The sequence below is a fragment of the Pseudomonas sp. dw_612 genome (genome assembly GCF_018449725.1).
In the GTDB taxonomy this organism is placed as follows: domain Bacteria; phylum Pseudomonadota; class Gammaproteobacteria; order Pseudomonadales; family Pseudomonadaceae; genus Aquipseudomonas.
In genome coordinates this window covers 190,258-208,476 of the sequence record NZ_JAAVVC010000006.1, presented here as the reverse complement: position 1 = coordinate 208,476, position 18,219 = coordinate 190,258, and the positions used below count along the sequence as shown (strand labels likewise).

13 protein-coding genes are annotated in these 18,219 nt (G+C 59.8%); 9 read left to right on the top strand and 4 right to left on the bottom strand.

Features of this window, described 5'->3' with window-relative positions:
- Positions 1–41: 41 nt before the first annotated feature.
- The gene (locus tag HB680_RS12245; protein ID WP_213938882.1) at positions 42–4,820 is read left to right on the top strand and encodes a DUF6543 domain-containing protein; all 4,779 of its coding nucleotides are present in this window, start codon (positions 42–44) and stop codon (positions 4,818–4,820) included.
- A gap of 116 nt (positions 4,821–4,936) precedes the next feature.
- Here HB680_RS12245 and HB680_RS12240 read toward each other — a convergent pair whose 3' ends face one another.
- Positions 4,937–5,206: a PepSY domain-containing protein gene (locus HB680_RS12240; protein WP_213938881.1), complete on the bottom strand. Its 270-nt coding sequence runs from the start codon at positions 5,204–5,206 to the stop codon at positions 4,937–4,939.
- A 153-nt stretch (positions 5,207–5,359) separates the two neighbouring features.
- Between HB680_RS12240 and HB680_RS12235 the strand changes: the two genes are divergently transcribed.
- Complete coding sequence (locus HB680_RS12235) at positions 5,360–6,361, top strand: FecR family protein (RefSeq protein ID WP_213938880.1); 1,002 nt, start codon at positions 5,360–5,362, stop codon at positions 6,359–6,361.
- Between the two features lie 55 nt (positions 6,362–6,416).
- Here the strand turns inward: HB680_RS12235 and HB680_RS12230 are convergent, their stop codons facing one another.
- Positions 6,417–8,750: a penicillin acylase family protein gene (locus HB680_RS12230; protein WP_213938879.1), complete on the bottom strand. Its 2,334-nt coding sequence runs from the start codon at positions 8,748–8,750 to the stop codon at positions 6,417–6,419.
- 255 nt (positions 8,751–9,005) lie between these two features.
- Between HB680_RS12230 and HB680_RS12225 the strand changes: the two genes are divergently transcribed.
- Complete coding sequence (locus HB680_RS12225; protein ID WP_213938877.1) at positions 9,006–9,410, top strand: fe2+ zn2+ uptake regulation protein; 405 nt, start codon at positions 9,006–9,008, stop codon at positions 9,408–9,410.
- Here the strand turns inward: HB680_RS12225 and HB680_RS12220 are convergent.
- Positions 9,400–9,588, bottom strand: a complete 189-nt coding sequence (locus tag HB680_RS12220; protein WP_054046397.1) for a hypothetical protein — start codon at positions 9,586–9,588, stop codon at positions 9,400–9,402. The two genes, HB680_RS12225 and HB680_RS12220, sit on opposite strands and share 11 nt — an antisense overlap.
- Positions 9,589–9,744: 156 nt before the next feature.
- Between HB680_RS12220 and HB680_RS12215 the strand changes: the two genes are divergently transcribed.
- The 6 genes from HB680_RS12215 to HB680_RS12190 all read left to right on the top strand — a co-directional run bounded on the left by HB680_RS12215 (position 9,745) and on the right by HB680_RS12190 (position 17,237).
- Positions 9,745–9,882: a hypothetical protein gene (locus HB680_RS12215; protein ID WP_213938875.1), complete on the top strand. Its 138-nt coding sequence runs from the start codon at positions 9,745–9,747 to the stop codon at positions 9,880–9,882.
- A 287-nt stretch (positions 9,883–10,169) separates the two neighbouring features.
- On the top strand, positions 10,170–11,393 hold the full coding sequence (locus tag HB680_RS12210; protein WP_213938873.1) for an MFS transporter: 1,224 nt from the start codon (positions 10,170–10,172) through the stop codon (positions 11,391–11,393).
- An 18-nt stretch (positions 11,394–11,411) separates the two neighbouring features.
- Positions 11,412–12,542 (top strand): acyl-protein synthase, encoded by a 1,131-nt coding sequence (locus HB680_RS12205; protein WP_213938871.1) that lies wholly within the window; start codon positions 11,412–11,414, stop codon positions 12,540–12,542.
- Position 12,543: 1 nt separating this feature from the next.
- Positions 12,544–14,952: an acyl-CoA reductase gene (locus tag HB680_RS12200; RefSeq protein ID WP_213938870.1), complete on the top strand. Its 2,409-nt coding sequence runs from the start codon at positions 12,544–12,546 to the stop codon at positions 14,950–14,952.
- 57 nt (positions 14,953–15,009) lie between these two features.
- On the top strand, positions 15,010–16,299 hold the full coding sequence (locus HB680_RS12195) for an AMP-binding protein (RefSeq protein ID WP_213938869.1): 1,290 nt from the start codon (positions 15,010–15,012) through the stop codon (positions 16,297–16,299).
- Positions 16,296–17,237, top strand: a complete 942-nt coding sequence (locus HB680_RS12190) for a GNAT family N-acetyltransferase (protein WP_213938867.1) — start codon at positions 16,296–16,298, stop codon at positions 17,235–17,237. Before HB680_RS12195 ends, HB680_RS12190 begins: the two co-directional genes overlap by 4 nt.
- Here the strand turns inward: HB680_RS12190 and HB680_RS12185 are convergent.
- Positions 17,226–18,152, bottom strand: coding sequence for a LysR family transcriptional regulator (locus HB680_RS12185; RefSeq protein WP_213938866.1), 927 nt, complete (start codon positions 18,150–18,152; stop codon positions 17,226–17,228). The two genes, HB680_RS12190 and HB680_RS12185, sit on opposite strands and share 12 nt — an antisense overlap.
- Positions 18,153–18,219 lie beyond the last annotated feature (67 nt).

Genomic DNA, 18,219 nt, shown 5'->3' with positions numbered 1-18,219 from the left:
CCGGCCTTACTGTTTTTCCTCAACCTAACCGAGGAAAAACCATGACAACACCCCCACTCCCCTATTTTTTTGACGAAGCCGAAACGGCGGCCATTGCCCGCCAGCCCGGTGATCGCGAAAAAGCCCTGAACATCAGCATGGATGACCTCAAGTGGCTGAAGGCGGTTTACCTGGCCACCGATACGGCCCGCGTGGCCCACAAACCTGGCATGCAGGTCCATCGGCTGTTGCTGACCCCGGATAACGGAACAGCGATCCCCCTGGCCGGGGCGTTTTCCATGGCCCGGCCCAACAATGGCGAGGCCACGCTCTACACCCCGTGGAAAGGCCTGATCAAATACGCAGACATCGACGATCTCAAAAGCACCGTGAAACGCTGGCTCGGCGAACCGGCCGGCAAACGCGAGTTGCTGCGCTATCTGTCCATCGAACAGCGTTGCACCGTGCTGGCCGCCAAAACCCTGAGCGTCTCCACCCAATCGATTGACGGCGCAGTGTTCCAGGATCAGCAGACGCTGATCGAGCTCAATCAGCAGCACAACGTCACGACGATGCTGGCGGAGCTGATCAAGTGCCCGACCCTGCGCCCCCTGCTCGACGACGTGCTCAAAAACGCCCTGGACAGACGTTTTCCAGGGTTGGACCAGCGTCGCACCCGACTGGACAGCTTTGCCGGCCATACCCCAAAACGCCAACTGTCTTCGCTGTCGTTAAGCGACGCCGTGCTGCACTACTACCTGAACAACCAGTGGCCGGAGGGCGACACTCGGGTTTTCGTCCATCCTGCGCGGGATACCAGCGGCGACGCCGACAACCAGGCCTGGGAAATGGCGATCAAGGAGATTGCGCAAAGCCTGACGCCGCACCTGCGCAGCCTGCTCGACACTTTCTGGAACAGCCCCATGGACAATGGCCTGGCCCGTTCGGAGTTTTTCGCACAAAGCCTGCGGGACACCTATTGCGTGGACCTGCTGCTCAAACGCCAGCAAGGCACCTTGACCACCCCGGAATACTTACGGCTGCTGGACGTCAGCCTGGCGGGCACCGATGATTTGCCGACTTCCAACGATCCGGTGCGGATCGAAAAAGTACGGATTACGGCCCCCCTCAAACATTACGTCGAACCCGCCGCCACGTTGATGATCGGCACCGACAAGACCAAAGCGTTTCTCTACACCCAGGGACGAGGCGTCGAAACCAGCGGCAACCTCGGCAAGATCAAAAGCACCTTGCTGGACATGATGAAAAGTGAGGGTCACGACGACAACCTGTTCAACTTTCTGGCCCTCGAAGAACGCGGCCTGTTTCTGTCACTTGAGCCACAGCAACGGACTCTTGTCGGCGTGCCGATCAGCGGCCCGGTGTTCGCCGGGTTGATGACGGATGTCGTAGCCAAACAAGCGCAGAACCTGAGCTACGCCTTGGGCCGCTACCGTGAAAGCGCCGGCGTACTTGACCCGCATGCCTTGATCGACAATGCACTGGATGTGCGCGCCTTGATCGATAAGCGGCTGCTGCCCGTCGAGGCCAACGGCCGCTGGAGTACCCGCGCCGATCAACGCTGGAGCGCGCAACCGGCCACCGTGCGCGCGGATTCGGCCAAACAACAGTTGGCGCTGCTGGCCAGCGTGGCCGACTCCCAGGAACAACAACTCAAACAGCATCCGGCCATTTCCACGTCCGTCACCACGGTCGGGCAAGCCGAAGAAGGCGTACGCGCCTCTGTGGAGTTACTCAAGCCCAAGTTTGCCCACACGCTGGCGACGGCGTTGCGTAGCGAGCTGAAGCTCAGAAGCTTGAGCCGCACACTCGGCAGCGTAGAGCAGGTGATGGTGCAAACCGTGCTGGATACGCCGGTACGGCTCAAGCGCAATGCCTTGAACGGCTTTCTGCCAGATGTTTTTGGCTTGGCGTTGAAGGCCGACGGCGCCGACACGCTACTGAAACTGGCCAGTTGTTTTGTGGTGACCGAACGCGGCGGCCTCGACCCGGAGCATTCAGGCAAAACCGTGCTGTGGACACCGGCCCTGGGATTGGAAAGCTTCCCGTCGCTGACACCGATGCTAACCGAACTCAATCGGCGCCTGCTCAGTGAGTTCGAACGCCACGGGCTGCTGGAGAATCTGCAACGCAGCGAGCGCGTTCCCGGCCGGGACTTTATCCTCGCACCGCTGCAGCTGATTCATGGGGACTTTCTTGAACACCTGCAAAAAACCCATGTCGGGCTGGATAAAACCCTGGTCGCACGCGCACTGGCGTCCGGCCTGCCCACTCAGCATCGCACTGATCTGCTGGGCCTGACCGCGCTGGCCGTTCCGAAGACCGGTCTGCAACGGGCGACGGAGTTTGCCCAGACCCTGATCACCCGGCAAAAACTGCCGGCCTGGCTGACCAATGCGTCGCTGGAGGATCAGATCCTGCACACCGAACTGCTGGCGCAGTACCGGAACAACGTCACGGACGACAAGGATTACCTGAGCGGTATCCGTTCCCTGGAACGCACGGCGCATCACGAGTTGCACAAACAACTCAAGGCCGACAAGCACGACGTCGATCCGGACGTTGTGCAGATCCGCATCAGCCCTCGCGCAACGTCCGAGGCCCGAACGCTGAGCCTGCCGGCCTTCGCCCTGACTCACCTGAATGAGCTGGACACCCTCAGCTTCAAACCGGAATCGCTGATCAACAAGGCGCTTCCTGCCGGGCTCGACGAAACCTATATCAAGAGTCTGGTCCGCAACCTCAAACCCGGGGAGCACCAACGTACTGAATTGAGCAAGGCATTCGCCCAATCCCATGCCGATTCCGCCACGCGCAGAAAACGCTTCACCGCCCAACTGCCCTGGCAACTGCTGCATTACGCCCATTCGGAGAAACTTCAGGAGCGCCTGAGCGAAACCGGATTTGACCTTATTCGGCAAGTCATCGACATGCCCGACGCGATCGCTCGTGATGCCGTGGAGGGCAGCAATGCGATCATCCGCCCGCTGGAGCTGACGGGCGCCCCCAACGACTCGGCCATCACCGTGCCGGGGGTGTATTTGATCGGCCCGAAAAAAGACGCGTCCGGACCTCACGTCCTGCTGGCGCCCTACAGCCAGGATCACGGGGTCAAGGAGTATGAAAGTGAAAGCGCGCTGCTGACCGAGTTGAAAACAGCCGGGGCGTTGCAGCGCTGGGTGCTCAATGGTCTGTCGCCGTCCGAGCGGGCAACCTGCAAAACCCGCCTGGCTGCCAACGCGGGCCTGGCGTCCACACCGATCAAAGGCTCGCTGTTCAAAAAACTGTTCGATGACAACGCTAAGCTGTTGGCGCGATTGCTGGGTTGCCAATCGGACAAGGACGGCCAAGGCGAATGGGCAACCATCAAGCGCGTCGTGGGCGAAGATCTGGATCAGGCTTTTACCTTTGTGTCGGGCAAGCTGGCCTACCCGATGACCGTGTGGCGCAGCTACCGCGACATCAAGGAATCGGCCGAAGACCTGCAACTCCACAAATGGGGGGCCGCGGTGCAGGCGTTCATCCACGGCATGGCGCAACTGGCGATGTTGCGCGAATCGATGGACAGTCGCGAACCTTCACCACCCGCGGGCAACACCACCGCCACAGACTGTGAACGGATCGACATCACGGCCCCCGAACGCACACGCTTGCAGCGTCACGAAAGTGCTGACATCGATCTCGGCGCCCTGACGCTGGACAGCAAACTGGGGCTCTACAAGAACGCTACCACCCAGCAGCATTACACGCCGATCGACGGCAAGGTCTACCCGATCCAGAAACGCGGAAACCGCTGGATCATCCGCCGCGACAAGGTAGACGGTCCCTATGCGTTGCAAGATGCCGAGAAAAAATGGGTGCTGGACGCCGAGGCACCGACACCGCGCTATAGCCTGCTCCGACGGCTGAAGACCTGGGATACAGTCAGTCATGGCATGAACGTCGAGGCGGACGGCATGTCGGCGATTCGCCAGCTCTTTCCGGTCAGGGCCCGACTGATCGATGAAGGGCTCGACCTGGCCACCACCTACGCCTGGAACAGCTTTCGAAATCTGCAATTATTGAAGACCTCGTCCTCTCGAACGACGCCCGTCGAGTTACTGGTCAGGGATTTTCTGGATGTGCCGCAGGTGCTGCCCGAGCACGTGACGATGATCGAAAAAGTTGTGCAGGAGATTCTGGGGGCCGTACTCGACCCAACGCTCAGGCACGAAAAATCCACGCGATTTGTCATCGGCAGGTCCAAGGAAGAACCGGAGCACGTCCTGGCATTTGCGATCCCGGCGGATGAGAGAAACAAGATCTACCTCTTGGAGAAGTTCTTTTTCCCCAAACTCGATCACTACCGCAATTACATCAAAGACGCCTCTTTCCCGATCAGCACCCATGCCCGAGCGAGCACGCTGATCCATGAGTTGTCGCATATCACCTGCAAGACTGAGGACATTGCGTATCTGGACGCGTTGCGCCCCTTTCCCGACTTGATAGAAACCACCACCCTGCGAGCGATCGAGTTGAAGGACGCGCTGACCGGCATTCAGCGCAAAGTGCTGTCAACTCAAACACCTCTGGAGGAACTGTTCGCTGTCTACAACGCCGAAGACGAGATCTGGGAAGATTTCGGCGACACCACTTTCGAGTACACCGACCGGGCACTGGCCCACGTCTTGAATCTGACCGAAAAAGAAACCCTGGACGAAGCCCGGACAATCTTTAAGGCTGATGCCATGGTCAGGTTGGCGGTTCTGTTGGGCAACGCCGACTCGGTGACGTGGCTGATCACCCAATTGGGACGGCAGCTTCACACCACCACCCCCTGAAAGCCCATGTAATTAAGGTGGGAGCGGGCTTGCTCGCGAAAGCGGTGGCTCAGTCAGTATCAAAGTTGACTGTACCGCCGTCTTCGCGAGCAAGCCCGCTCCCACATGGATCTTCTTTAGTCTTTCTGATCGCGCAGGATGTTGCCCGAAGCGCCGTCGATGCGGAACTCGTAGACCACGCCGTCAGCCTTGCGGCCCTCGCCTTTCCAGTAGCCGTTGTTATCGGCTTCCACTTCATAGACCTCGACATAACCGGCCTTGGTCTTGGCCGTTTCGATGGCTTTCTCAATCGTGATCCAGCCTGCACCCGGGCGATCAGCCATAGCAGCGCCAGCGCTGAGCAAGCTGGCGGTGGCAATCAGGGCTGCGAAGGTTCTTTTGATCATTTTTTCACTCCATTTGTGGATAGTAGGCGTCGTGCGTCCTGTTTTTTGGGCGTCAGTGGGGAAAATAAGTTCCACTTTGATGGGTAATTGCCATGACGGATGTTCTCGACAGCTCGCCCTCAAGGTTAGAATGCAGCAAATCAGGATGAGTCAATGACCGAACACACCCTCTCGGAAGCCGAATACGACGCCGTCACCGATGCCGCTGCGCACTGGTGCATGCGTCTGCACGCCATCGACTGCACCGCCGAAGAACGCCAGGCGTTCGAACAATGGCGTGATGCTCATCCGCTGCATGCGTTCGAATACGAAGCCATGCTGGAGATCTGGGACGTCGCCGGGGACTTGCCGCGACCTGAGTCCGCCGTACCGCCCCTGCCGACCAAACCTTCGACGTCCTGGCGCACCTTCGGCATCAGCGCCGCGGTCTGTGCCCTGGCGCTGCCGCTGGCGGCGTACGCCGGCTGGAACCTCGGCTGGGTGCCCAATGCTTATCAGCATTTCGAAACCACTGACAATGTGCGCCAGGTCACCCTGAGCGATGGCAGCCAGGTGGAGCTGAACCTGAGCAGTGAGCTGACCTTCAGCAATTACAAGAATGAACGTCGGGTCACCCTGAAAAAAGGTGAAGCCTTCTTCAGCGTCAGCCACGACATGAAACACCCCTTCATCGTCAAGGCCGCCGAAGGCCGGATCCGGGTGACCGGAACCAAATTCAACGTCTGGCTGTATGAAGATCAGGTGCGGGTGAACCTGATCGAAGGTTCCGTGCTGGTCACCAGCAACGACGCCCTCGACGGCGACGGCTTGCGCCTCGGCCCGTCGATGCAGGCACGCTTTCGCCACGGCGACTTTATGCCGCAGATCAGCGAGACCTATGCCAACGACAGCTCATTGGCCTGGCGCAACGGCAAACTGGTACTCGATGACCTGCCGCTGAGCGATGCCTTGCCCCTGATCAATCGCTACCTGGCCAAGCCGATAATGCTGGCCGATAACAACACCGCTTTGATCCGCCTCGGCGGCGTCTACAACATCAAGGAACTCAACAGCCTGGTGGCCAACCTGCCCCGGGTGTTGCCGGTCTACCTGACTCGCAACGAGAACGGCAACCCGGTGCTCAATTCGATTCCCAAGCAAGCGCCAAAAAGCTGAAGGCCGCGCCCCCTGAGGGGAGCGGCCTTCCTGTTTGTAGCAGATAGCGCGGCGTTTACTGTGCCACCACCTTCCCGGCTTTTTCATCTGACTCGCGAATCGTCTGCACCTGATACTGCGGATCGGTTTTGATCTGCTGCTCGGTGAACGGCAACACGCTCAGTTGCTTCTTCGAGAAGGCCTGCGTCTGATCCCGGGCGTACTTCGACGCCGGATCACTGGACAACGAGAACGCCAGCAAGCCTTGGGCGTGCGGACCTTTGTCATCGAAGGTCACGATTTGCAGGTAGCTGGTGCCGCTGACCACTTCCAGTTTGCCGTCGGTTCTCGGGACGCTCTGGATGGCGTTGTAGATCCCCAATGTGCCCGGCCCGCCATGGATCGACGTTTGCTGTCCGCCGCTGCTGACCACCTGAATGTCGCCCCAGCGGCTGTCCGGCTTGAGTCCCATTTTCGTGGTCAATTCCATCGATGCGAGCATCGCTGCGTGGATGGCCTTGGCCACTTCCGGCCGTTCGAGCGCCAGCCCGCGCGGGGTGTGTTGCGCGTCTTTCGGATCGAAGGCCACACGCCAGATCTCAGGTGATTGCTGCAGCGTCTGCATGACATTCTGGAAATGCACCAGACCCAGGCCGCTGTCCAGATTCGCCCGGCCATCCCACGCTTTCAGGCTGGCGCACACCGATGCCTGCGCTGCTGCGTCGACGCTACAGAACTTCAACAAGTCCGGGAGCACTTGCGCCGCCAGGTACACCTGATCGTCCATTACCATGCGTTGCAGGTCCACGGCGGCCAGTTTCCCGGTCTTGGCCAGCGAGCCCAGGCGATCCAGGGCAAAACGCGAACGCAGCCCCAACGGCTGGCTGTCCTGACTGATCAACGGCGAGAAGCCGGTGAGCGGTTGCGCCGGGTTGGCCAGCCACGCGGAGTCGTTGGAGTGCTGCACAAAGTCGTTGCGCAGCAACTGCGGCAACTGATCAGCAGCATAAATGCCCTTTTGCGCGGCGTTAGGATCGACGTCCCAGGCACAGGCGCTGTTGGAGCCGTCGAGCACGATCATCTTCAGCCCGGCGCGTGGATCGCTGCACTTGGCGAGCTTGTCAGCATTCACGTTCGGCACCACCGACAGGTTCATGTACAGCGTCTGTCCCTGATCATCCGCCGCCAGGGTGTTGACCCACGGAATGCCCTGGATCTTGTGCACCGAGGCCTGCAACTCCTTGAGGCTGGTGGCGCGATTCATCGCATACCACTGCTGCAACACACGATCATTTTCCAGGTTGGCATCGCGCAGGCTGTAGGCGAACTGGTTGTCCCAGTCGAGCTTGCCGGGCCATTGCACAATCGGGCCGAACACCGAGCTGTAGACCACGTGTTCAACCGGTTTGACCTGGCCATCGGGCTGTTTCACCTGCACCGTCAGGGTCTGCTTATCCAGCGGCAACGACTTGCCATCGAGCAGGTAGCGGGTCGGGTCCTTCGGGTCCAATTGCAGGCGATACAAGGTGAAATGCTTGGATGAATCGACCGTGTGGGTCCAGGCCAGGTGCTGGTTGAAACCGATGTTGATCATCGGCAGACCAGGCAACGCAGCGCCCATCACATCGAGCTTGCCGGGAATGGTCAGGTGCATCTGATAGAAGCGCATCCCGCCCACCCAAGGGAAATGCGGGTTGGCCAGGAGCATGCCACGACCATTGAACGAACGCTCGCTGCCGATTGCGACGGCGTTGCTGCCACGGTCCAGTGCAAAGCGTTGTTGACGTTCGGCAACCAGCTGGAACGACTGCGCCCCTTCCGCCATTTGAGCAACGGCAGCCGGTGGCGTGGCGCCGGCCAGGGCTTCGGCGAACTGCCCGACCCCGCCTTCGACCAACAGGCGCCGCGTCAGCTTCACCAGGTCCTCGGCGGCAATCGGACGCACCCAATCACCCTGGCACTGCGCTGGCAAGCCCTGGGCCTGACGCTCGGCCAGCGAGCGGTTGTAACCCGCCACGTAGCCGTCGATCAGATCACGCACTTCAGTGGTTTGCGCCTGCCAGAAACCGGCCACCGCTTGCGGGGTATTCAACCAGTTGAAAAACAGATCGCTGGCCGGGTTGGCGCGTTCTTCGACGGTGAACTGATCCGGGCCGAAATACCGCGAGCGCTCGCCGTTGACGGTGACGATCTCGTTGGCCATCAGGCACAGATTGTCCTGGGCGTAGGCGTAACCGATGCCGTAACCGAGCCCGCGCTCGTTCTCGGCGCGAATGTGCGGCACACCGAAACTGGTGCGGCGAATATCCACGGTCGACGATTCCGGCGCATTGCGGGCGCTGGCCGCAACGCTCAGCCCCAGCAACACACCTGCAAGACTCAACCGGGTTAACTGCCTGCTAATATTCACGCTCGCTCCTGATGGACATGGCCCTTGAAAATCACACCCTGCGGACAACGCGGAATGTGCCTGGCCTTAGAAACGAAAAATTCATCAGGAAATTTAGGCGGCGCAACGATCGACGGCATCTCCATCACATAGCGATCACATGACCTCGACAAATTTTCTACATCAATCCGTTCATGATTTGCCGTGCTCGTTCGTCTTAATGATTGAGAGCACCATCACTATTTTCCTGATCAGGCTCTGAAAAGGAGTTTTTGCATGTACAACTCGCAACTGCCAACGGACGGTAGCCGTGCGCCAAAAGGCATTTCCATGAACCAGGGTGCAGGGATCTTCGAACAAAGGGCTGAACGCCACGGAAATGATCGAATCAGGGTCCTGCTCAAGAGCTTTGGCCTGAGAACCAGCCTGATTCGCCTGAAAGTCATCGACGCCCTGCTGAGCGCCGCCCAAAGCGAGCGCAACCTGGGCGTGCGCGGCGTGCATACGTATTTGCTGGACCTGGATATTCCCCTGTCCTTCCTGAGCGTGCGGGAAGTGTTGAAGCGGTTATGCAGTGAGGGCGTGATCACGCTCAATCCGGACAAAAGCTACAGCCTGCATCCGCAGGCCATTGCCATTCTCTACAGCGACTCAGCCTCGGATGCTTCGCTCAAGGCTTGACCTTGCGGCGCATCACCCCATTGACGACCACGACGATCACGGCCACGCCAATGGCGATGTACTGAAACAGCTTCTCGCTGATGATCCCTGCGTTTTGCAGATACGAAAGGCCGAACATGATCCCCAGGACCACCAGGGAGATCAGAATCGAGTATTTCAAACGTTGCGACTGGGTCATTGCGGGTTCCTGAATCTTGAAATGTATCCGGTTTGTATCCGTTTGCATGCTAAGCCCCTACCTTCGGACGGGGATAAACGCTGGCAAACGCAGTCTCATGTTACAGCCGATGAAGAGTTTTGGCTTCATTGCGGCGATAACCATGAGGATTCTGAAATGCTCCGTCGAATCACACTGCTGATTCCCCTGATCGCTCTGCTTTCCCTGAGCGGCTGTATCATTTTCCCCCACGGCGGCTGGCACGGTGACCACCATTACGATCGTGGCGGACCGGGTTATTACCAACATCGGTAATCCACACTTAAACTACATGTAAGACATCGTCACTTTTCTAATAAACCCTGAACAAATGCCCGCCCCGTCGCGGGCATTTTTCGTACAGTGGATTGCTCGCACTTTTGTAAGTTTGGATCCACATCAAGCTGGTTTTTTTGCCGGTCCAGACCACTGGCAATACGTGGTAAACCATTGAAATCCCCAGTCTCAATCGCGCTCTAGAGCGCCGCGTCATCGATGATTAGTCTTTCGGTACACCGTTACAGGAGCTACCTCCTCAAACTTTAAGTATCGACAAGGACGTCATGCACACCTCATCAATCAACACCCGCCCCTTACCTTTAATCGGTTTTTGCCTGGCCATCGCAGCGTTCGAACTCCTGACCTATATGGCCAGTGACTTGATCATGCCCGCCATGCTCAGCGTGACCGAACAACTGAAGGCCGATCCCGGGCATGTCCCGTATGCATTCACCCTGTATTTGACGGGCGGGATTGTCCTGCAATGGCTGGTCGGGCCGCTGTCCGATCATTACGGGCGCCGTCCGCTGTTACTCATCGGTAGCGCACTGTTCGCCCTCGCGTGCCTCGCAGCGTACTGGGCGCCGGGTATCGTAGCGTTCAACGGCTTGCGACTGATCCAGGGCATGGGATTGGGATTTGTCATCGCGGTCAGTTATCCCGCCTTGCAAGAGGTGTTCTGCGAGGCCGAGGCGGTGCGGGTCATGGCGTGGCTGGGCAATATTGCCCTGCTTTCACCGCTGTTGGGACCGTTGCTCGGCAGCCTGCTACTGCAATGGCTCTCGTGGCGGGAGCTGTTCCTGGCGCTGGGGATCGCCGCCCTCGCCGCCTGGCTCGGCCTGTATGTGTTCACACCGCAAACCCTCGGCACCCGACCCACCGCCGAACCCTTCGACTTACGCGGCACCTTGCATCGCTACGGCAGGTTGTTGCGCAACCCGCCGTTCGTACTGTCGTCCATCGCCCTGGGGGTGATGAGCCTGCCGCTGATTGCGTGGATCGGCATGTCGCCACTCTTGCTGATCCACGGCCAGGGCCTGTCGTCGTTGCAATACGGGCTCTGGCAAATTCCGGTATTCGGCGCGGTGATTCTTGGCAATTTGCTGCTCGACCGCCTGATCATCCGAACAGCCCTGCGACAACTGATCCGCTACGCACTCTGGCCGTTTTGCGGCGGACTCATCGCCTTGCTGATGGTCGGTTTTTACGGCGCCTCCACCGAAATGCTGGTTGCCTGCCTGTCGATCTACGCCGTCGGGCTGGGCATGAGCAACGCCGCGTTGTATCGGCTGGCACTGTTTTCCAGCGAGGACAGCAAAGGGCTGGTGTCGGCCATGATCGGCATGATTTCGATCTCGATCATGGGCGGCGTCGGGTCGATGATCGCGGCGCTCGGTGCCGGTGACAACCTTGAGTCATTCGCCCTCATTGCCGGTATCGCGGGGCTTGTTTGCCTCGTGCCGCTGCAACCCTTCCTGCATCGGTGCCGCAACACGGTCGCCGCCTGATTCAACCAAGGACTGTTTATGACTCACCTTCCCTACACCGACGCACTGTGTGCGTTGACGCAGCCTTACGACCTCGATTCGGTACCGCCGGGGCTGTTCGATCGCGCCATGGCTGAAATCAGCCAATTTCATTGCCATCACACGCCTGGCTACGAACGTTGGCTCAGCGCCCACGACCTGGATGCACAATCCCTCGAGGGGTTGGATAACTGGTCGCGACTGCCGCCGATCTTCGCCAATTTTTTCAAGCAGCACCTGCTGTTGAGTTCCACAGGTGAAGACGCGCTGGAGCTGACTTCGTCCGGCACCACCGGCCAGAAAAGCCGCATGCGTTATGACTCGCGCAGCATGGACGCCGCCCAAGGCATGGTCACGCGGATTTTCCGGCACTACGGCTGGGATACCCCAGGCACGCCGTGCAACTACCTGCTGCTGAGCTATGAACCCGCGGCCGACAACCGTCTGGGCACGTCCTATACCGACCAGTTCCTGTGTCGCTATGCGCCGGTCAACCGGATCGTCTATGCCCTGCGCCACACCGGTACCGGCTACGAATTTGATCTGTTCGGTGTAATTCGCGCCTTGCAGGCGTTTGCCGAAGAACCGCGTCCGGTGCGAATTTTCGGTTTTCCGGCCTTTCTGTGGCAGGCGCTGCAACAGATGGAGGCGATCGGCATTGCACCGCTTGCCTTACCTGCCGGGTCATTGGTGTCGCTCGGCGGAGGCTGGAAAAACCACAGGTTGCAGGAGATCCCCCGGGCCCGACTCTATGAGCGGATCGAGCGGCAACTGGGCATCGAGCAAGCCCGTTGCCGGGACGGCTACGGCGCGGTCGAGCACGCGGTGCCCTACGTCGAATGCGCCCATCATCATTTTCATGTACCGGTTTACTCGAAGGTTTTCGTGCGCAATCCATCCGACTTCAGCGTGCAGCCCTACGGCCAGCCCGGCCTGCTGGGCTTCGTATCGCCTTACATTTCGTCGAGCCCGGCGCATGCCGTGGTCATGAGCGACCTGGCCACCTTGTACCCCGGCGCCACGTGTGGCTGTGGACTCGCCAACGACTGGTTCGAATTGCACGGTCGCGCCGGCACCAGCGCCGGCCGAAGCTGTGCGATGGCCGCTGCTGAACTGATCGGGAGGGCTTGATATGTTCCTGATCAATGGCCAACTGCACACCGACATGTCCCTGGATGCCGCCCTCGACAGCCTGCACCAGGTCCTGCCCCGACTGCTGATGACGCCCGTCGACAGTGACATTGTCGTTAATGCAGCCACTCGATTTGCCAGGCAACTGCAACGTCGCGAACTGGACATCAGCCTGGAAGATGATCAACGCCTGGCGCTGATCGACTTCTGCCAACCCGAGCACTTGAACAGCAAACTCGAACGGGAACTGGGCGTGCAGCCGCGTACCCTGCGGCGTATCGATTACGTGCACTCGCGCTTCGAGAGTTGGCACCCACTGGGGCTGGTCGTGCACATCACACCGGGCAATGCACCGATGCTGGCATTTTGTGCGGTGGTGGAAGGCCTGCTCGCCGGCAACATCAATTGGCTACGCCCCAGCGTCATCGATCAGGGGCTGACCGCACGCCTGCTGGACGCCCTCGGCCGCTGTGACAGCAGCGGCAGGCTCGCCGATTTTATCGCGGTGTTGCCCGTGGCCACCTCGGACATTGCACGCCTCTGCACCCGGGCTGATGGCGTGTCGGCGTGGGGTGGGCAAACCGCGCTCAGCGCCCTTCGTCAGCAGTTGCCCGGCGGATGTCGCTGGATCGACTGGGGCCACCGGATCAGTTTCGCTTACCTGAGTCCCGACTCGGCGCAACCTCAGGCATTGGATGCCTTGGTCGATGAAGTCTGTCGTCTGGATCAGCAGGCTTGTTCCAGCCCGCAGTGGGTATTGGTGGACAGCGATGACCCGGCTGTTCTGCAAGAGATGGGGGCACGCCTGGCCGAGGCGTTCGAACGTCGCAGCACACACTGGCCGGCGCTGGTTCCAACCGATCAGGAAGCGGCGCAAATCACCACTCGCTGTGCGATGGCGCAACTGGATCAATGTTTTGCCGGGCACACCGGCAAGGTCTGGGCCGGTACAGAATGGCGAGTGATCTGGGAACACCATCGGACGCTCGCGCCCTCACCGCTGTTTCGCACCCTGATGCTCAAACCCGTGCCGCAGCCCCTGCTTACCGAAACGCTGCTGCCCTGGCGCACCGTTTTGCAAAGCTGCGTATTGATCTGCTCCCCGACACAAACACCGGCGCTGGCGCGCACGCTGGTCAGTGCCGGCGTCAGCCGCATCGCGCCGGCCCGGTTGATCCATGAAGGCTACGCCGGCGAGCCCCATGATGGCGTGTACGCGCTGACGCGCTTGAGTCGCCGCCTCTCGGTGAGCCTGCCTGCGGACATGCCGGGCAAACCGGCAACGCTTGATGCACTGCCCCCAGCCGTGGACACGGCTGGCTCGCCGATCATGGACAAACAGGCGTTGCAGGCTCAGCCCATTGCCGAAACGGCACAGCTGTACTTCCGCTCCGGAGGAAGCAGCGGCATCCCGGCGTTGGCCGGTTACAGCTACCGCGACTTTCATCGACAAATGCGCGCAGCGGCGGACGGGTTGTTTGCCGTCGGGCTGGACCCGGCGCATGACCGGGTAATGAACCTGTTCTATAGCGGCGGTCTTTACGGCAGCTTTTACAGTTTTTCCTCGATCCTGCAACAGATGGAGGCCACCCATTTCCCCATGGGCGCTCCCGGCGACGATGACTTCAGCGAAATCGCCCGACTGATTGTGCAGCGGCGGGTCAGCGTGCTGATTGGCATGCCCAGCACCTTGCATCGTCTGTTTCTCAACGAGCAAACCACCCTGCGGGCGTACGGCGGTATCCACAAGGTATTCCTGGGTGGTGAACATCCGGGACTGGCCAGTCGGCAGTTGATGGAGAGCTGCGGCGTTGCAACGATTCGCTCGGCGATTTACGGCTCCGTCGATGCGGGCCCGCTTGGGCATGCGTGCGCGGCGACCGCCGATGGCGTGTTTCATTTGATGTGCGAAACCCAGCACCTGGAAATCGTTCAGTTCGAACACGATGTGCCCGCCAGGGAGCGCGAGGCCGGGCGCCTGCTGTTCACTTCACGCGCCAGCCAAAGTCAAGTCATTCGCCGCTACGACGTGGGTGACACCGGGCGTTGGGTCCCTGGGCCTTGCCCATGCGGACTGAGTTCACCGCGGTTCGAACTGCTGGGGCGACACGGGCAATGGCTGCGGGTCGGTACCGAGCTCATTTCGCCGACCCAACTGGCTGAACGCGTGGGCGTGCCGATTCAGATGGTGCTGGACCACGTCCCCGACGGGACCGAGCGCCTGTTGATCCGCACCGACGCCGACGTGCAGTGGGTTCACGACCAACTGCTGTCCGATCCCACACTGAAAATCACCGTGACTGCCGCACTTTTAATACTGGAAGTTACACGCTGTAGCGCCGCTCAATTCGAACGTAACAAGCACAGCGGCAAGACGCCGTTAGTGATTGATCGGCGCCAAAAACAATAGCTTTTTATCGGCATTAAACCGTGTTGCAAGACGCTTGATATTTGTAAGGAAACTCCGTTGAAAGATCATTTTTCGCTTGATCAGTTTGTGCATTACCTACGCGAACACTCGCGCTTCTATAACGAGCACCTCAAGCATCTACCCTCACAGGGAATATCGTTAAACGATATTCCCGTCATCAATGGGCGCGACTATTGGGCTGGCAGCCATGACCTGGCGCATTGGCCGGTGCTCACCGCGCCTGTCGACAATGCGCTGGTGTTTAAAACCGGTGGATCGACCAGCGAGGGCAAACTGGCGGTTTACACGCGCCACGAATGGCAATCGATGGTCACGACTTTCGGTGAAAGCCTCTCGTCGCTGCTGAGCGATGGAGACCGGGTCGCCAATCTTTTTTTTGCCGGTGATCTCTGCGCCAGTTTTCTGTTTATGCATGACTCGCTGGCCCAAACCAGCGTCTCGATCAGCGAGTTCCCCTTCACCGGCAGTATTGATTTTCAGGAGCTGACATCAGCGATTGGCGAGCATCGGATCAATGTATTGGCGGGTGTACCCGCGCAGTTGCTGAAGTTCGCGGCGTACCTGATTCAACACCAGCGCGTATTGAGCGAGGTAGACACCCTGCTCTACGCAGGTGAAAGCGTGTTTGCCGACCAATTGGAGAGGCTTGCCCGCGTCTTTCCCAACGCCCGTATCGGCTCCATCGGTTATGCCAGTGTTGATGCCGGTTTGATGGCCGGCAGCGACCGAGATTGCGCATTGGGCGAGCATCGGGTGTTCGACCAGCAGACCTTGCTTGAGATCATTGATGAACACAGCGGTGAAATCATTAATGAGTGCAACCGCGTGGGAATGTTGTTGGTGACCCATCTCGGTCGCCGGTTGATGCCCCTGTTGCGATACCCGGTAGGCGATCGTGCCTGCTGGATTGAGCCGATTGCCACGCCAAGGCGCAAGCTCGCACTCAGGGGCCGCAGCGTCCATAGCCAACGGGTGCGCGTGGGGGTGATGTCGCTGTTTACCGACGAAATCCAGCACATCGTCCAACGCGTGACCCAGAGTGACCAGTGGCAATTGCGCATTGAGCGCGCCGGGTACAAAGACCGACTGAGCGTGAATTGGGTCCCCGCGTCCGGAGCGCAGACCATCTCCCGGTTGAACCTGTCACTGCGCGAAGCACTGCTGGCTCACTACCCCGCCATCGACAGCATCAACCTGGATGGTCAGCTGGATTTCCAGGTCGTGCCTTGCGCCGCAACCGATCTTCCGTTGCACCGTCGCTCAGGCAAACAATTGCGGGTTTTGGACTTGCGGGTGTACGCCCCTTTGCCAGGGCGCAAACCATGAGCCCATTGATTTTCCGTCCCTTCAGAGCGTCTGATGCCAAGGCCGTCAGCCGCCTGTTTCGCCTGGTTTACGGCGATCATTACGCGCGGCCGGATGTTTATTTGCCGAAACTGATCACGCAAAACAACGGCGACGGTTGCTGGCACTCCATGCTGGCAGTGGAGGGTTCGCAGGTCCTTGGTCACGCGGCGTTGTATCGCGACAGGCACCCTACCGGTAGCGCCGAACTGGCGCTCAGCGTCGTGCATCCGTCGACCCGTGGACGGAGCATCGCGACCCGTCTGAACACTGAGTTGCTGGAACGGTCGAGGGCCGTGGGCTACCAGTGCGTTTTGATCAAACAAGTCACCCACCACCCTTACACTCAGCGCATGGCCAAAACACTGGGGTTCCATTGCACCGGGTTGCTGCCGGATCACGTGCCTTCGCCCCTGACCGAACCGTTGGCGGAAACCATCGTGGTCGGTGTTCATCAACTCGATGGGCACAGCTATCCGTTACCGGACATCGCCTGGCCCGACAGATGCCGGGGCTTCATGCAGCACTTGGGCTCCGTATTCGGCAGCGCGAAAAGCCAGGCTGTTTACCCTTCTCGCCCCTTGCACATGCAGCAGCACTATCAAAGGGTCGATGTCGTCATCGAGCGTCTGGACAAAAGCCTGCTAGATCAACTGACCCAATTGCCCAGGGATTGGCTGATTTCGGCCAAACTGGCGCTGTCGCCGTGCTTTGCCGAGGATTTTCAGCGCTTGACTGCCAAGGCCTTCGTCTTTACCGGGCTGATCCCTGCATCGGATCAGGGGCGATGGTTCGCCCTGTTCCATCGCGGCGCCAAAGCACGCCATCTGGACCTGAACTGCGCGCACATGCAGCGGCTGCATGACGATCTGCAACACGCCATACGCAACGGCTCCGGGGCCGATCGCTCAGCCGCCTGAGTGGCTTTTATAAAAGTGCTGGCCCGGTTGCGCGCAGAGTTCCACCAGCCAATCGACAAACACCCGCACCCGTCGGGATAACTGGCGGTGTGGCGGGTACAGGGCCGTCAGCGGCATGCCCGGTGGCGGCGCGTCTGCAAGCACCTCGCACAGTCGCCCTTCGCTCAACTGTCGGGCCACGTGATAGTACGGGGCCTGGACCAAGCCATACCCGGCCTCGCACGCGGCCATGTAGCCGTCGGCGCTGTTGACCGAGACCTGCTTGGGCAGATTGACCGCTTGCACCTGCCCGTCGACCACGAACTCAAGCCCGAAGCGCGTGCCGGTGGTCGCAGAGAAATACTCCACCATCTGATGCCCCTGCAGATCCGACGGACACTCGGGCACGCCGTGACGCTGCAAATACTCGGGGCTGGCGCAGGTCACCTGATCCAGCATCACCAGCGGGCGCGCCACCAGTGAATCATCCAGCGGCGAGCCGCCGCGCAGCACGCAATCCACGCCTTCGCGGATCAGGTCCACGGTGCGATCGTTCAAGCTGATTTCCAGTTCGATCAACGGATACCGGGCGGTGAACTGCGGCAAGGCCGGAATCACGATCAACCGCCCGATACCTGCCGGCATGTCCACCCGCAGCAAGCCCTTGGGATTGTGTCGGGCAGCGGAAAATACGGCTTCGGTCTCTTCAAGGTCTGCGAGCAAGCGCACGCAACGGGGGTAATAGGCCGCGCCATCGAGAGTCAGGCTGATTTGCCTCGTGGTGCGCTGCAACAGCTGCACACCCAGGTGCGCCTCCAGTTGCTTGATCAGAATGGTCACCGAAGCGCGGGGCATTTGCAGGCTGTCCGCAGCCTTGGCAAAGCCGCCCGACTCGACGATCCGGGTAAACACGCGCATGGCGTTGAGACGGTCCATGGTTCTGTCGCACCTGCTGATTATTTAGATATTACGAATACTGATAGCAGTTTTAGCCGGTTTAACT

What these genes read in the sequence shown, in the direction of transcription:
- HB680_RS12245 (WP_213938882.1), top strand. Translation starts at nt 42, where the DNA reads ATGACAACACCCCCACTCCCCTATTTTTTTGACGAAGCCGAAACGGCG.
- HB680_RS12240 (WP_213938881.1), bottom strand. Translation starts at nt 5,206, where the DNA reads ATGATCAAAAGAACCTTCGCAGCCCTGATTGCCACCGCCAGCTTGCTC.
- HB680_RS12235 (WP_213938880.1), top strand. Translation starts at nt 5,360, where the DNA reads ATGACCGAACACACCCTCTCGGAAGCCGAATACGACGCCGTCACCGAT.
- HB680_RS12225 (WP_213938877.1), top strand. Translation starts at nt 9,006, where the DNA reads ATGTACAACTCGCAACTGCCAACGGACGGTAGCCGTGCGCCAAAAGGC.
- HB680_RS12220 (WP_054046397.1), bottom strand. Translation starts at nt 9,588, where the DNA reads ATGACCCAGTCGCAACGTTTGAAATACTCGATTCTGATCTCCCTGGTG.
- HB680_RS12215 (WP_213938875.1), top strand. Translation starts at nt 9,745, where the DNA reads ATGCTCCGTCGAATCACACTGCTGATTCCCCTGATCGCTCTGCTTTCC.
- HB680_RS12210 (WP_213938873.1), top strand. Translation starts at nt 10,170, where the DNA reads ATGCACACCTCATCAATCAACACCCGCCCCTTACCTTTAATCGGTTTT.
- HB680_RS12205 (WP_213938871.1), top strand. Translation starts at nt 11,412, where the DNA reads ATGACTCACCTTCCCTACACCGACGCACTGTGTGCGTTGACGCAGCCT.
- HB680_RS12200 (WP_213938870.1), top strand. Translation starts at nt 12,544, where the DNA reads ATGTTCCTGATCAATGGCCAACTGCACACCGACATGTCCCTGGATGCC.
- HB680_RS12190 (WP_213938867.1), top strand. Translation starts at nt 16,296, where the DNA reads ATGAGCCCATTGATTTTCCGTCCCTTCAGAGCGTCTGATGCCAAGGCC.
- HB680_RS12185 (WP_213938866.1), bottom strand. Translation starts at nt 18,152, where the DNA reads ATGGACCGTCTCAACGCCATGCGCGTGTTTACCCGGATCGTCGAGTCG.